At 72.3% G+C, this 14,339-nt stretch carries 15 protein-coding genes; 4 read left to right on the forward strand and 11 right to left on the reverse strand.

Annotated elements, in window-relative coordinates:
- From repSA to AB0E14_RS03445, 3 genes are read right to left on the reverse strand one after another with little or no spacing between them, the layout of a single operon-like run.
- Positions 1–1,374, reverse strand: a complete 1,374-nt coding sequence (repSA, locus tag AB0E14_RS03435) for a replication initiator protein RepSA (protein WP_362411187.1) — start codon at positions 1,372–1,374, stop codon at positions 1–3.
- 44 nt (positions 1,375–1,418) lie between these two features.
- Positions 1,419–1,601 carry a hypothetical protein gene (locus AB0E14_RS03440; protein WP_362411190.1) on the reverse strand — a complete coding sequence of 61 codons (183 nt, stop codon included), beginning with the start codon at positions 1,599–1,601 and terminating at the stop codon, positions 1,419–1,421.
- Positions 1,598–2,023: a hypothetical protein gene (locus AB0E14_RS03445; protein WP_362411193.1), complete on the reverse strand. Its 426-nt coding sequence runs from the start codon at positions 2,021–2,023 to the stop codon at positions 1,598–1,600. Before AB0E14_RS03445 ends, AB0E14_RS03440 begins: the two co-directional genes overlap by 4 nt.
- A 168-nt stretch (positions 2,024–2,191) precedes the next feature.
- Between AB0E14_RS03445 and AB0E14_RS03450 the strand changes: the two genes are divergently transcribed.
- Positions 2,192–2,548 (forward strand): winged helix-turn-helix domain-containing protein, encoded by a 357-nt coding sequence (locus tag AB0E14_RS03450; RefSeq protein ID WP_362411196.1) that lies wholly within the window; start codon positions 2,192–2,194, stop codon positions 2,546–2,548.
- A gap of 129 nt (positions 2,549–2,677) precedes the next feature.
- Here AB0E14_RS03450 and AB0E14_RS03455 read toward each other — a convergent pair whose 3' ends face one another.
- Positions 2,678–3,895 carry a helix-turn-helix transcriptional regulator gene (locus AB0E14_RS03455; protein ID WP_362411199.1) on the reverse strand — a complete coding sequence of 406 codons (1,218 nt, stop codon included), beginning with the start codon at positions 3,893–3,895 and terminating at the stop codon, positions 2,678–2,680.
- A 1,147-nt stretch (positions 3,896–5,042) separates the two neighbouring features.
- Between AB0E14_RS03455 and AB0E14_RS03460 the strand changes: the two genes are divergently transcribed.
- Both AB0E14_RS03460 and AB0E14_RS03465 read left to right on the forward strand, forming a co-directional pair.
- Positions 5,043–5,300, forward strand: coding sequence for a hypothetical protein (locus AB0E14_RS03460; RefSeq protein ID WP_362411202.1), 258 nt, complete (start codon positions 5,043–5,045; stop codon positions 5,298–5,300).
- Between the two features lie 333 nt (positions 5,301–5,633).
- Entirely contained in the window at positions 5,634–6,044 is a 411-nt protein-coding gene (locus AB0E14_RS03465; protein ID WP_362411205.1) for an amphi-Trp domain-containing protein, read from the forward strand.
- Between the two features lie 134 nt (positions 6,045–6,178).
- On the opposite strand, the gene AB0E14_RS03470 is transcribed toward AB0E14_RS03465, so the two are convergent.
- The 5 genes from AB0E14_RS03470 to AB0E14_RS03490 all read right to left on the reverse strand — a co-directional run bounded on the left by AB0E14_RS03470 (position 6,179) and on the right by AB0E14_RS03490 (position 11,565).
- Complete coding sequence (locus AB0E14_RS03470) at positions 6,179–6,373, reverse strand: hypothetical protein (RefSeq protein WP_352187837.1); 195 nt, start codon at positions 6,371–6,373, stop codon at positions 6,179–6,181.
- Between the two features lie 186 nt (positions 6,374–6,559).
- Complete coding sequence (locus AB0E14_RS03475; RefSeq protein ID WP_362411208.1) at positions 6,560–7,009, reverse strand: HD domain-containing protein; 450 nt, start codon at positions 7,007–7,009, stop codon at positions 6,560–6,562.
- Positions 7,010–7,036: 27 nt separating this feature from the next.
- A complete protein-coding gene (locus tag AB0E14_RS03480) occupies positions 7,037–9,472 on the reverse strand; it encodes an FtsX-like permease family protein (protein ID WP_362411211.1) in 2,436 nt (811 codons plus the stop codon).
- Entirely contained in the window at positions 9,472–10,299 is an 828-nt protein-coding gene (locus AB0E14_RS03485) for an ABC transporter ATP-binding protein (RefSeq protein WP_362411214.1), read from the reverse strand. Before AB0E14_RS03485 ends, AB0E14_RS03480 begins: the two co-directional genes overlap by 1 nt.
- A 120-nt stretch (positions 10,300–10,419) precedes the next feature.
- Entirely contained in the window at positions 10,420–11,565 is a 1,146-nt protein-coding gene (locus AB0E14_RS03490) for a PP2C family protein-serine/threonine phosphatase (RefSeq protein ID WP_362411217.1), read from the reverse strand.
- A 107-nt stretch (positions 11,566–11,672) separates the two neighbouring features.
- Between AB0E14_RS03490 and AB0E14_RS03495 the strand changes: the two genes are divergently transcribed.
- Positions 11,673–12,902, forward strand: a complete 1,230-nt coding sequence (locus AB0E14_RS03495) for a GNAT family N-acetyltransferase (RefSeq protein WP_362411220.1) — start codon at positions 11,673–11,675, stop codon at positions 12,900–12,902.
- A gap of 16 nt (positions 12,903–12,918) precedes the next feature.
- Here the strand turns inward: AB0E14_RS03495 and AB0E14_RS03500 are convergent, their stop codons facing one another.
- The gene (locus AB0E14_RS03500; RefSeq protein ID WP_362411223.1) at positions 12,919–13,728 is read right to left on the reverse strand and encodes a DNA-formamidopyrimidine glycosylase family protein; all 810 of its coding nucleotides are present in this window, start codon (positions 13,726–13,728) and stop codon (positions 12,919–12,921) included.
- A gap of 121 nt (positions 13,729–13,849) precedes the next feature.
- Positions 13,850–14,338 (reverse strand): ribose-5-phosphate isomerase, encoded by a 489-nt coding sequence (locus AB0E14_RS03505; RefSeq protein WP_362411226.1) that lies wholly within the window; start codon positions 14,336–14,338, stop codon positions 13,850–13,852.
- Position 14,339: the final 1 nt, after the last annotated feature.

A 14,339-nucleotide genomic window follows, 5' to 3' on the forward strand; every position in this document is an offset into this window, starting at 1 on the left:
TCACCACTCCCCGTTGGTGTCGTCAGCTTCGAGTCCCGCGAGGACTTCGCGGGCGGTGTCGCGGTTGGTCTTGATGTCCCGGGCGATGGACTGGGCGAGCCAGGACTCGCCCGGGGTATGGCCGTGCCCGGCGTAGGTCCAGTGCGCGAGCACGAGCGTGGAGCCCTCCGAGTCGTCGGGGTCGGGCAGGCCGCGTTCGCGACGTTCCTGGGCGGCCCGGTAGTCGGCGCGAACCTGGCGCCGGGCGGTCAGGGTGGAGGAGTAGGCGCGGGACTTGGTCATGAAGTGGCCCCGGAAGCCGAGCATGTGGGACCAGCGGGCCAGCATCCGGTCGGGGTAGTCGGCGTCGAGGTCCCAGCAGGCCTCGATCAGGCGCCGGGTGTGGTCGGGCAGGCCGGACAGCTTGTCGAGTTCGCTCAGCTCCCCGATCCGGCGGTCTACGGTGCCGGTGCTCTCGGCCGCCTTGGTGGCGTACTTGGCGACGTAGGAGGCAACAGCCGCGTCGGTCAGCTCCACGCCCTGAAGGCTCCCGATGCCCTGAACGTCGACCTGCCTGCCCCACGTCAGCGTGCGAGCCGGATGGGTGCCGGCCGCAGGGACGGACACGGCGACCCGGACGGCAGCCGCCTTGATGGCGTTGTCCAGGAGCGCGACCGATGCCCAGGCCGGGGGTGCGGTGTCGGGTCCGTCGGGGCCGTCGAGGCGGACTACGGCGTGGAAGTGGATCGCGCCGCGCTTCTGGAACTCGGCGACCTTCCCGAAGGAGACCCGGCAGATGTCCTTGAGAGCGCGTTGCGAGAGCCCGGCGCGGGCGGCGATCTCGCGGCGCAGGTAGATCGTGAAGCGTTGCCAGAGCTGCCCGGCGTGGTTGTTCCACAAGGCCGCGCCCGCGTAGTCGTACCGGGCGGGGTCTAGCGCCGTACCGAGGGCCGGATCGTTCTCCGCGTGGGCGGTGCCGCAGCGGCAGCGCCCGGAGGCGGGGCGATTGTGGACCGGCCCGAAGGACGGAGCGGTCAGGGTGGCGAACACGCCGGGGTGCTGGCGGATCTCCCCCGAAATGCCCATGCGGCTGTCGCCGGAGATCCCGGCACGCATCAGGTGGTAGACGTCCCCCGCGTAGGTCCAGGCGCAGGACGGGCAGCGGGAGGCTCGGCGGTTGCCGCAGGCGACCCGTAACCGGCCGCCCGGCTCATCGGCGGTCGAGTACGAGTAGAGGACATCACCGGTCTTGCGGTCGCGGGTGACGGTGGTGCCGGTCAGGTGGATCGGGTCCGAGCAGCCGCCCGTACGCCGGACCTGTTCCTGCCACCGGTCGAAGCCTGGGGCAGAGGCGACGCGCAGAAGGTCGGCGATGGTGAGAGGGTCGGTGCCCACGGCCGCCGCTACACCAGCGACAGCAGCCGTGGGCACGGGGAGGGTCACGCCCACTGCCAGGGCACCCCCGTCCCGTGGCAGGCCGGGCAGTCGGCGCCCGGACGCGTCTTACCCGGGGTGACCTCGTTCCAGATGAAGCCCCAGCCGCAGCACTCCGCGCACGCCTCCACGTCGCCGGGAAGGGCAGCGCCCGCGTCCAGCAGCTCGACAACCACCGGGGCGTTCATGCGGCCACCGCTACGTCCAGGGGGGCGGTCTCGAAGACCGGGCGGTCCGAGCGCTCCATGGCAGCGGCGCTCACGTCCGGGACGGGGCCGAGAGTGATCACGGTGGCCGTACGCATGGCCAGGTGGAACCGCTTCTCAACGGGGAAGCGGGCGACGTGAGCGGCGGTGTGGCGGGGGCGCGCCTCGTCCTCCACCCAGAGCCGCATGTAGCCGCTGGCGCACGCGGCGGAGTGGTACAGCTCCCCCAGCCCCAGCCGGGCGGCGCCCTGGACGATCCAGGCGCAGAGCTTCTCGTCATCGGCACTGCGGTACCGGTACGAGCTCGGCATGGCCGAGGCGTAGAGCGCGACGGCACGTTCCATGTTCGACAGGTCCCGGATCGAGACCGGCGCGGACTCCACCACTGTGAGCGGTACGGGCATGATGGAAGCTCCCTTCAAGGGGCGGGAGCGGCGTGGCTGCTTGGCGGTAGGAACGCCGCTCCCAGCTAACTTCTCTAACTTCTACTGTGTTACCTAGATTAGTAGGGGTGGCAAAGAACGCAAGGCCCTAGGGCAGATTTCTTTAGATCACTTAGATAACCTGGGTTTGTGACTGTGACCCCAGACGACCCCCGCAGCGCCTATGCGCAGGTAGCCGACGATCTCCGGAACCAGATCGCGCACGGCACGCTGAAGGCCGGCCAGCGGCTGGAGGGCAACGCCAGGTTGGCCGAGCGGTATGGCGTAGCAGCCATGACCGTTCGGCACGCGTTGGACATCCTTCGAGACGAGGGTTTGATCGTCAGCCAGCAGGGGCGCGGGACGTTCGTCGCCAGCGACCCGCCGACTGTCGAGGTGGAACAGAGCGCCACCATGGGCGGGGAACTGGCAGAGATCAAGGCCGCCCTGGACTTGATCAACTCGCGGCTCGACCGCTTGGAAGGTCGCGTGCGCGATCTGCCGTAACGGCCGCCGACAGTCGCTCAACTCTCTGACTGGCCTCAGCCAGCCTCTTCCGGATCTCGTGCAGCTCGACTAATAACCGTGCCCTGTCGGCGACCTTCACTGCCTTGTTCCCCCTGGTAGACGTCGTGATCAGCCCAGCTTCATGTGTCCAGCAAGGCGCCGGATCTCCTCCGTGCGCGTGTGCCTATCAGTGGAGCGAAGGTCATCCACGAGGTTGCGAGCTATAGGCCGGTTGCGCACATGCTGCGGGGCAATGGAGTCGGCCCGCAGGATCGCGTCGGCCGCCGGCGCAGCCTTCCCGTTCATCATGTGTCCGGCCGCAGTGCACACCCAGAAGTGAGACTGTCGCTCGCCGGACGCGATACCCATGACGTCGACAAGCTCGGCACGGGACGACACATCGCGGGGGTGCCCCAGCTCCAGACTCACCTCAACCGCGTGAATCTCTGTGTTCACGGCGTTGAACTGAGTCTGGAAGACGTTGCCGCCCGCGGGCAGGCCACCCGCCACATCCCGCGCCGCCGCAAGGTGAGACTCAGCCTCTCCTCGGTCCCAGAGGCGCGACCACGCCACCGCCGCACGGAGGTGCATGGCCCCCCAGAGCGATCGGACCGACGCGTCACCTTCAGCCATGTGCGGTTCGAGATCGTCGAGAGCGCGACGGGCCATGTCCTTCGCCGCCGCAAGTTCCCCCTCGTGAAGCCAGACACCGCAGAGGTCCCAGCGTGCAGCGGCCTGGAGGGTCGGCGACTCCGCCCGCTCGGCTGCGACAAGTTCCCGCTGAACGGCACTCCACCCGAGGTCGTGATGACCAAGCAGGTTCGAGGACACACGAGCCATGTGGCTTGACCGAAGCATCAGAGCTTCCGCCTTCGGCACGTCATCCCCCTGAGCCATGGCACAGAGGATGATCAGCTCGCGAAGGATCTGGGGCAGGACGTCACCCAGCGCGGTGAAGCGGGCATCCTGCCTGAGCCGCTCGGCAGCCCCTACTCTCACCGTGAGGTCCGCAAGACTCGGCACTTCGGGCATCGTGATGAGGGCGGCGCCGCCCGGCATCGTGGCCTGTTGGAGGGCGAGACGGAGCCCAGGGATCGCGGCGTGACCGGAGTCGAGGTCCGAGGTCTCGTGGCGGTAGGGCTGGCCCGTCAGCTCGATCACCTCGACGCCCAGCACGTCGGCAAGCTGCCCCAGCACACTCATGCGATCGAGCGGGAGACGCCCCGTTTCGACCTTCGAGACCCAGCTCACGGATCGGCTGACAGCAGCGGCCAACTGCGCTTGGTCCCAGCCGATGCGACGCCTTGCCCTTGCCACACGCTGACCTGCACTCAACTCCGCCCCCATGATGGGCCTCCCTTCCATACTCCGAAGGTACCCACCCCGCACTGAAGCGCTGTCAGGAAAAGTGACAGTGGCTGATCGAACGCCCAGTGGACGAAGCCGAGTTACAGGTTTCTCTACCTCATCAAGACCCGCGCACGGCGCGGGAGCGCGCCGCCTTTACGGCGGGGCCGCCGCCACTGTCTTCGCCAGCGGCGGCCCCGCCCGGCGGCGCGCCACGTGCAGCGGGCGGTCGAGAAAGCAATAGCGCAGCCGCGGGTCAAGGATGATGCCTCCGGCGGGGGCGCTCAGGCTCCGGGATGGCGGGGCGCCGTTCGCGGGTGCCGGCCAGTGGGGTGTGGCGGTGGGGGCTCCCATCCCGTCTGCCATCGACCCAGGCAGAGCCGAGCAGACACGGCACCGGGCGTCCAGGTCGTTCGTACAGTGGCGCGCTCCACCTGGACGCCCGGCACCGCGCCTGCTCCACGGTGTGTGGGTCGACGGCAGACGGGATGGGAGCCAGGGCGAGCCGTGGGAAAGGCCGGCGGACCAGTGCCCCGTGACAGCTCCAGCCCAAGGCCGCTCTACGTTCACCGCACCTGGCCCACGGCTCGGGGACATGCCATGATCCCGCCACAAAGGAGGGGTGAGCCGTGCTCCCGTACGTTGGCATCGTGGTCTGCCTGATTGCGCTACACGCCGGTATCAACGGGGCGGCGGCACTCCGCTGGGGTTGGCTGATGCCGTGGCAGCGGCGACGCGTCCACCGCCCGCGTGCGTACGGCTGGGGAAGCCTGACGTTTGCTGCCGGGCTTGTCGTCTATTGGTTCGGGGGCGTGCTCCCTCGGAACACAACCATTCGCGACGGGGCCATCGCGGTCGCCGCGCTTGCCTTTCTGTTGACCATGCAAGATCAAGGCGCGCCACGCGACCGAGACAGACAAGCGCGCAGCGACATCAACGGGTGACACCAGCGAGTGCGAATCTCGCCGATCGACGCCGAACATCAGCGGCAGGCCAGACGGCGCGCGGGGCGTGTCGCGCGAGGTCCCAGAGTCCCCATGATCGACCTGATAGGGATGAGACCAGACCTCAAAGCCTGGATGGGGCACCGCGTTGTCGGGGTGTAGCCCGTGATCACCCACGCGTGGGCGCCCATAGGGTCGCGGTCATGACGAGACCTCTTGCAGCAGACGACCACCTTGGCGACCGAGAAGCCTTCAGTGCCTTCCTGGCACGCCTACGAGCGGACCATGCGGAGAATGGCGCGGAGTGGGAGAACGGGACGCTGGACGCCTTCTTGGAGGCTCTGGAAGCCTGGGTCTCGGATGCGCCCGGGTGGTACGGCAACCATGGGCAGGATCTACCGCCCCAAGGCGACTGGACGTTCTTCGCTCGCGCCCTCGCTGCCGCCCGGATCTACGAGTGAGGCCGTGCCCCTGACGTGCCCGATGGGACAGCAAGTAGCGGGGAGCCTCGGGGAACAGCGGAGAGCGAGCCGGGAACGCGCAGGTCAGCGTCTTGCCAGCTCAGCCGCCACCCGCATACGGGGTCTTCCAAACTAGCTACGCGGGTTCGATTCCCGTCGCCCGCTCTTCCGGCCTCGGGGCCGGGCCGGAGATCACTCCTCCGGCCCGGCCCCGAGGCGTTTTCCGTGGTGCGGTCGCAGGATGGGAACTGTCCCCTTTGTTCCTCGTCCCTTGTTCCTCGTCCCTTGGTCCTGTCGGTTCCTGTCGGCGTGGACGCCCCATCGGAGGCAGTCGTGAAGGATCTGAAGTTCGAGCAGAAGCACCCGATGTCACGTTTCGACGCGGCGGATCTGCTGACGGCGTTCGCGGAGGCGCTGCGGAAGGGCGACAAGGCGGAGGTGGAGCTGATCGGCGGAACGCTGGAGCTGAGGGTCCCCGACGAAGTCCTCGCCGAGGTGGAGTTCGAGATCGGCGACGGCGAGGTCGAGCTGGAGATCGAGTTCAAGTGGCCCACCGGGGGTCGGCGGAAGGCTCCCGCCGCGGCGGCGGCCCCGGCCCCGGAGAGCGCCGAGGGTGCGGCCGGCGCGAAGAAGGCCGCACCGAGCGCGCGGACGCGGAAGGCGGCGCCCGCCAAGCGCACGCGGAGCGGCGCGGGCACCGGCGGGGGCACGAGGACGAAGCGGGCGGCGGCGAAGAAGGCCTGAGCGGGGGCCGACGGCGAGGACCCGGGCTCGGGAGCACCGCCCGGAAGGCTGGAGCACCGCCCGAAGGCGGGAGCTCCGTCCGGGCCCGGGGTTACGGCTCGGAGGTGGGAGCGCGGGTCGGGACGGGCGCCGGCTCAGAACTTGATGGCGCCGACCGTCTGCGTTATCGAGTCGAGGAAGCGCTGGATGTCGTCGGCCATGCCCGTGGAGGCGAGGAAGAAGCCGAAGAGGACCGCCACGACGGCCGGGCCGCCCTTCAGGCTCCCGCCGCGGATCAGCACCACCAGAACGATCGCCAGCAGCAGCACCACGGATAGCGAAATGGCCATACTGATCACACCCTCGGTCGGTCCCACCTAGCCGCCCGGGAGCGCACGTCACAGAACACCCCCGCTGCATCCATCGTGCCACCAACTTCTTGCCCACCGACGCCGGGTGACGAATCGTCGGCGTACGAATCGAGCCAGGGCGAACGGTTTTCGTCTTGATCGACTCGAGGCGTCGGCGGCCAGGACTCAGTCGGCGGTGAGCCCGAGCAGCGCCCGTACCGTGGCGTACTTGCCGGTCAGGCGCGTGCGGGTCGGTTCGTCGAGAACGGCGAGGCGGGCCGGGTCGGCGTTGTGCGCGAGGTCGGCCTCCTTGACGAGGAGAGCGCCGGGGACCGCGAGAATCCGCTGGGTGTACGCCTCCAGATCCTCGCCCGGCCGCTTGGTGAGCGCGAGCACCATGTCCTTGACCGCGCGCGGGAGTTCGGCCGAATCCAGCCACTCGGCGGAGAGGGCGTCGTCCTCGACCGCGTCGTGCAGCCAGGCCGCCGCGATCTGCTCCTCGCTGCCGCCCCGGGCCCGTACCCCCTCGGCCACCGCCCGCAGATGCTCGGCGTACGGGCGGCCGGCCTTGTCGGTCTGGCCCGCGTGGGCGGCGACGGCGAGGGACTCGACCTGGGCGAGGGTGAGGTACGGCATGCGCCGACTGTACGGCGGCGCCGGGCGCTACGTCGCCGGGCCGCGGAGGGCGGCGCGGGCGGGCAGGGCCGTGGACAGCAGGCCGAGGACCACGACGGCGCCCGCGAAGGAGCCGTAGGGGAGCGGCGGGACGGTGGGGGCCTCGCCGGTCAGGCCGTTGGTCATCGGGACCAGGGTGGCCAGCGCGATCCCGGTGCCGAGGGCCAGGCCCGCCAGGGTGACCAGGAGGGCCTCCCAGCGGATCATCCGCAGGACCTGGCGGCGGGTGGTGCCGATCAGCCGGAGGGTGCCGAGTTCGCGGCGGCGGTCGAGGACGGTCATCACCAGGGTGTTGGCCGCGGCGACGGCGGCGAAGCCGCCGAGGACGGCCGCCATCGTGTAGTTGGCCCAGGCGTTCAGCGCGCGCTCGGTGCTCTGCGCGGTGGTCCAGCCGGCCGGGTCGGTGACCGTGCCGAGGCCGGTCAGGGCCGTCGCCGTACCGCCGCGGACGAGGAGTTCGGTGGCGTACGGGGCGGTGACGTGGCCGGTCAGGGCGGCGCCGGGCAGGGTGACCTCCGCCGTGCCGAGGCCGCGGGTGTACGTGGCGACCAGGCGCGGGGTGGTCTTCGTGCCGTCGGGGAGCAGGAGCTCGACGCGGTCGCCCGTCGTCACGTCGTACGCGTCCGCGAGCCGGGTGTCCAGGGCGACCGTGCCGGGGGCGAGGGCCGCCAGGGAGCCCGTACGGACGCCGAGGTCGAGGACCGGGGACGGGTCGGCGGAGACGGCCTGGGCGGAGGCGGTGCGGAAGCCCTGGCTGTCGGACGGGAGCAGGACGGAGGTCCGCTGGACCGCGACGGCCGCGGTGACGCCCGGGGTGTCGGCGGCGCGCCGCGCCGCCGCGGTGGGCAGGCCGCCGGGCGCGGTGACCACGTGGTCGGCGACGACGGCGGCGCGCTGCTGGTCGGCGGTGGCGCGGTCGGTGCTGGTGTGCAGGAAGACCAGCGTGGAGGCGAAGGACATCGCGAGCACGATCGGGGTGAGCGCGGAGGCGAGCCGGCGGGCGTTGGTGCGGGAGTTGGCGGCGGCCAGGTAGCCGGCGGCGCCCGAGCCGCGCAGCGGCAGCCCGAAGAGGCTCGCGCAGAGCCGGGCCAGGAGCGGTCCGAGCAGGGCCACGGCCAGCATGAAGAGCATGACGACGCCCAGGGCCGTGTTGGCGGCGTCCTCGCCGGACAGCGAGGCGGCGACGCCCGCGAGGGCGACTCCGCCGACGGCGGCGGCGAGGCCGAGCGGGGTCCGGACCTTGCCGAGGGCGCGGCGTTCGACGGCGGCCTCGGCGAGCGCCTCGCCCGGCTTGGTCCGGGAGGGGCGGCGGGCTGCCAGGCGGCCGGCGAGGAGCGCGGTGGCGACGACGGCGACGAGTGCGGCGGCGAACGGGATGGGGCCGAGGTTCAGGGCGAGGGCCTCGGGGACGGCGCCCTTCTCCTTGAGCTGCCCGAGCCACCAGGTGGCGAGGGCGGCGCCGGGCAGGCAGCCGAGGAGGCCGGCGACGGGCGCGACGAGGAGGGCCTCGGTGGCGATGGAGCGCCGGAGCTGGCGCGGGGTCGCGCCGATGGCGCGGAGCAGGGCGAACTCGCGGGCGCGCTGGGCGACGGAGAGCGCGACGGTCCCGGCGGCGGTGAAGATCGCGACGAGGGTCGCGATGCCGCCGAAGGAGCCGCCGAGCGCGGTGAGCAGTTCCTTGGCGGCGGGCAGCGCGGCGCCTTCGGCGCGGGCGCGGTCGTCGCCGGTGTGCACCTGGGCGCGGTCGCCGAGGGTGTGGGCCACGGCAGCGGCCAGCGCGTCGGGGCCGGTGCCGGGCTCGGGCAGGACGGCGATGGCGTCGACGGTGCGGGGGTGGCCGGAGAGGGCGAGGGCCTGCGCGTCGGAGAGCCGGACGCCGGGGCTCGCGGTGAGGCCGGAGACGGTGAACGCGCGCTCGCCGACGGGGGTGGCGAGGGTGATCCGCTCCCCCACGCGGGCGGTGCCGGTGGCGACGACGGCCTCGTCGGGGCCCGGGGCGCGGCCCGAGGCGAGGGTCACGCCGGTGAAGGCGGTGGAGGACCAGCCCTGGGCGGTGCGGGGTGTGCCGTCCTGGCGTACGGGGTAGCTGACGTCGCCGATCGCTCGGGCGGCGCCCGGGGCGTCGGCGGCCTTCGCGACGAGGGAGGCGTCGAGCCGGGCCCGGTCGGGGACGGCGGCCGACTCGGTCTCCTTCTCGCCGCCCATGGTCACCGTGCGGTGGACCTCCTGGTCGGCGGCGGCGACGACCGGCGCTCCCGCGTACCGCTCGGGCGGCACGGTGGCCGTCACGCCGGTCTGGAGGAGCAGTCCGCAGCCGGAGACGATGGCGGCGGCCAGGAACAGGGCCACGAAGGTGCCCACGAAGGACGAGGGCTTGAAGCGCACGGCGGCGCGGGCGAGCCCGTTGGGGCGGAAGAGACTCATCAGGCGGCCACCCCGGCGTGCGCGGCGGGCGCGGGCGCGGTGAGCGTGCGCATGCGGTCGGCGATCCGCGCCGGGCTGGTGCGGGGCAGGGTGTCGGCGATGGCCCCGTCGGCGAGGAAGAGGACGCGGTCGGCGTGGGCGGCGGCGACGGGGTCGTGGGTGACCATGACGACGGTCGCGCCGAGGCGGTCGACGGCGCCGCGGAGCAGGGCGAGGACCTCGGCGGCGGTCGTGGTGTCCAGGGCGCCGGTCGGTTCGTCGGCGAAGACGACATCGGGCCGGGTGACGAGGGCGCGGGCGAGGGCGACCCGCTGCTGCTGGCCGCCGGAGAGCTCGGAGGGGCGGCGGGCGCCCTTGTCGCCGAGGCCGACCTGGCCGAGGACCTCGGCCGCGCGGCCCCGGTCCGGCCGCTGTCCGGCGAGCCGCATCGGCAGCAGCACGTTCTGCTCGACGGTCAGCGAGGGCAGCAGGTTGAACGCCTGGAAGACGAAGCCGAGGCGGCTGCGGCGCAGCTCGGTGAGCCTGTTCTCGCTCATTCCGGTGATCTCCGTGCCGCCGAGCCGGACCGATCCCGCGGTGGGGCGGTCGAGGCCCGCGGCGCACTGCAGGAAGGTGGACTTGCCGGAGCCGGAGGGACCCATCACGGCGGTGAAGCTGCCGTGCGGCAGGGCCAGGTCGATCCCGCGCAGCGCGTGGACTGCGTCCGCTCCCCTGCCGTACTGGCGGCGCACGCCGGTCAGCTCGACGGCGAGGCCGGTGCCGGCGGCGCCGGTGCGCGCGGGCGGTGCGGGGTGCTCGGTGCGCTGGGTGCGGCGCAGGGCAGCCATGGGGGTTCCTCCGTGGGTCCGTGACGATGTCTCGAACGTACGGATCGGGGCGGTACGGGAACCATGGCGGCTGCCGGTCGATCTTGGGTGGGGATTCCCCCACCCCCGGCCTTCGGGTCCTCAGCCCTTGCGGCTGATGAGGAGCAGCGCGCGGTCGTCGTTGACGTCCTTCGCGCAGGCCTCGATCAGGTGCCAGGCGGCGCCCTCGAAGCCGGTGGCGACGTAGCGGTCGGCCTCGCCGGTGAGCCGGTCGATGCCCTCGGCGATGTCCCGGTCGGCGGACTCGACGAGCCCGTCGGTGAAGAGCATCAGGACGTCCCCGGGCCGCAGGGAGCCCTTGACCGGGTGGAACTCGGCGCCGTCGTAGACACCGAGGAGCGGGCCCTCGCCGGCCTTCTCCTCCCACCGTCCGGTGCCCGCGTGGAGCTGGAGCGCGGGCAGGTGCCCGGCGGACAGCAGCTCGTAGTCGCCGGACTCCAGGTCGAGGACGAGGTGGATGGAGGTGGCGAAGCCCTCGTCCCAGTCCTGGCGCAGCAGATAGCCGTTGGCGGCCGGCAGGAAGGCGTGCGGGGGCAGGGAGCCGAGAAGCCCGCCGAACGCCCCGGAGAGCAGCAGCGCGCGCGATCCCGCGTCCATGCCCTTGCCGGAGACGTCCGTGAGGAGGACCTCCAGGGTGCGTCCGCCGTGGGTGCGGGCGGCGACGACGAAGTCGCCGGAGAAGGACTGGCCGCCGGCCGGGCGGAGCGCCATCTCGCGGTGCCATCCCTTGGGGAGCCGGGGCAGGGCGCTCTGGGCCCTGATCCGTTCGCGCAGGTCGAAGAGCATCGTGCCGCCGCGTCGCCAGGGCACGCCGACGCGGGCCCGGAACTGGGCGATGAGCAGGCCGAAGAACCCACAGGCGGCGACCACGAGGACCGTGCCGGGGGTGACCCGGGCGGGGCCCTGCGTGTAGGGGCCGAGCACGAGCGACTCGACGATCAGGGCGCCGGCGGCGGCCGCGTACAGGGCGAGCAGGCTCGCGGGGCGCAGCAGCAGGCCGCCGGCGACGATCGGCAGGACGAGCGTGGCGGGCGCGCACCAGACCGGGTCGGCCAGGGTTCCGGCGGTGATGGCCGGGACGGTCAGCAGCAGCGCGCCGAAGGCCAGCCAGTCGGAGCCCTCGCCGCGGAAGTAGTCGACGCCGGATCTGCGCAGCGCGACGCGGGCCCGGTGTGCGCTCCTGCGCATCCGGGCCGGGTACGAATCGACACCGGCGCGAGTTCTCATTGGCCTGGACCCTATCCACCCGCGCGGACCTCGTGCAGGGGGACCCCTGAGACATTGCGAGCGAAAACGGGTCGCCTCGGGCTGCCGCGCGCTGGTATCGATGGCATATGACGACTGAACTGCGCGTACTCGAGCCGGCCGAGTGGGACGAGTGGTACGGGATGCTGGAGCTCGCCTTCGGCGGAGTGGCGGAGTCGCCGCAGGAACGTGCGCTCTACCGGGAGCTGACCGAGTGCGAGCGCTCGTACGGCGTCTGGGACGGCGAGAGCTGTGTGGGGACCTCGGGGGCGTTCTCGTTCCGGCTGTCGGTGCCGGGCGGGGCGCTGGTGCCGGCCGCGGGCGTCACGATGGTGGGGGTGGCGCCGACGCACCGCCGCCGCGGGATCCTGACCGCGATGATGCGGCGCCAGCTCGACGACGTGCGGGCGGGTGGCGAGCCGCTGGCCGTCCTGACGGCCTCGGAGCCGGAGATCTACGGCCGGTTCGGCTACGGCATCACCGCGTACTCGACGCGGGCGGAGATCGACACGAACCGGGTGCGGCTGACCGTGCCCGAGGGCACGGACGAGGTGACGCTGCGGCTGGCGGATCCGGCGAAGGCGCTGGGGGCGTGCGAGGCGGTCTACGCGCGGAAGGTGCCGACCCGGCCCGGGATGCTCGCCCGGCAGCCCGGCTGGGAGAAGCAGGCGCTGTGCGACCCGGCGAGCGAGCGGGGCGGCGCGTCGCCGCAGCTGTGTGTGCTCGCGGAGCGGGCCGGGGAGGTCGTCGGTTTCGCGCGGTACGCGGTCAAGCCCGACTGGTCGCCCGCCGGCGCCGAGGGTGTGGTGCTGGTGCGGGACCTGGAGGCGCTGGATCCGGCGGCGGAGGCGGCGCTGTGGCGGTTCCTCTGCTCGGTCGACCTGACGTCGACGGTACGGATCCACAGCCGGCCGGTGGACGACGCCTGGCAGCACCTGGTGTCGGACGTGCGGCGCTGCTCGCCGACGCAGCGGGACGGGCTGCACCTGCGGCTGGTGGAGGTGGGCGCGGCGCTCGAGGCGCGGACGTACCAGGCGCCGGTGGACGTGGTGTTCGAGGTCGCGGACGCGTTCTGCCCGTGGAACGAGGGGCGTTGGCGGCTGACCGGGGACGCGAAGGGGGCGGTGTGCGTCCGTACGGACGACCCGGCCGATCTCGCACTGTCCGTACGGGAGTTGGGCGCCGCGTACCTCGGGGGCGTGAGTCTGACGTCGCTGGCCGCGGCCGGTCGGGTGCGGGAGCTGCGGGCGGGCGCGCTGGTCGAGGCGTCGGTGGCGTTCGGCTCGCCCGTGGCGCCGTGGCTGCCGCACGGGTTCTAGCGGGCGCCGACGGCCGTCAGCGCTGCTGGCAGCCCGGGCACCAGAAGAGATTGCGGGCGGCGAGGTCGGCGGTGCGGATCTCGCCGCCACAGATGTGGCAGGCCTGGAGGGCCCGGCGGTAGACGTAGACCTCGCCGCCGTGGTCGTCGACGCGCGGCGGGCGGCCCATGGCCTCGGGGGTGTGTTCGGGGCGCACGGTGTCGATGCGGTTGTTGCGGACGCCCTCGCGCATCAGGGCGATCAGGTCCGTCCAGATCGCGTCCCACTCGGCCCGCGTGAGGTCCTTGCCCGCGCGGTACGGGTCGACGCCGTGGCGGAAGAGGACCTCGGCCCGGTACACGTTCCCGACGCCCGCGACGACCTTCTGGTCCATCAGGAGGGCCGCGATCGTCGTACGGGACGTGGAGATCCGGCGCCAGGCGCGGTCGGGATCGTCGCCGTCGCGCAGCGGGTCGGGGCCGAGGCGCTCGTGTATCGCCCGCTTCTCGGGGTCGGTGATCAGGGCGCACGTGGTGGGGCCGCGCAGGTCGACGTACGCCTCGGGGTTGGCGAGCCGGAGCCGCACGGTGTCCGTGGGCGGCGGCGCGGGGGCGTCGCCGAAGTTCACCTTGCCGAAGAGCCCGAGGTGGATGTGGACCCAGCCGTTGTCACCGAAGCCGAGGAAGAGGTGCTTGCCGTGGGCGTCGACGCCGTCGAGCACCCGGCCGTCGAGGAGCGCCGCGCTGTCGGTGAACCTGCCCTGGGGGCTGCTCACACGCAGGGACGAGCCGCCGAAGCGCGTCAGGTGGTCCTGGGCGAGGCGGTGGATCGTATGCCCCTCGGGCACAGCTGCTCTCCTGGCGGAACGGAACGGAACCCGACGGGACGGAACCCGACGGGACGTGGCGGCACGGGACGGCACGACCGTGCCGCCGGGCTCGGCCGGCGGCACGGGTGAGGCGGGGGCGTCAGCCCTGCTGCGGGTGGTGGGCCGGGATCGGGGGGAGCTCGCCGGTGGTCTCGTAGGCGGAGAGCATCTCGATCCGGCGGGTGTGACGCTCCTCACCGGAGTACGGGGTGTTCAGGAAGATCTCGACGAACTTCGTCGCCTCTTCCTCCGTGTGCATCCGGCCGCCGATGGAGACGACGTTGGCGTTGTTGTGCTCGCGGCCGAGGGCGGCGGTCTGCTCGCTCCAGGCGAGGGCGGCGCGGACCCCCTTCACCTTGTTCGCGGCGATCTGCTCGCCGTTGCCGGAGCCACCGATGACGATGCCCAGGCTGTCCGGGTCCGCGGCCGTCTTCTCGGCGGCACGCAGGCAGAACGGCGGGTAGTCGTCCAGGGCGTCGTAGATGTGGGGACCACAGTCGACGGGCTCGTGGCCATGGGCCTTCAGCCACTCGACGAGGTGGTTCTTGAGTTCGAAGCCGGCATGGTCGGAGCCGAGGTACACGCGCATG

The organism is Streptomyces sp. NPDC047981, assembly GCF_040653315.1.
Lineage (GTDB): Bacteria > Actinomycetota > Actinomycetes > Streptomycetales > Streptomycetaceae > Streptomyces.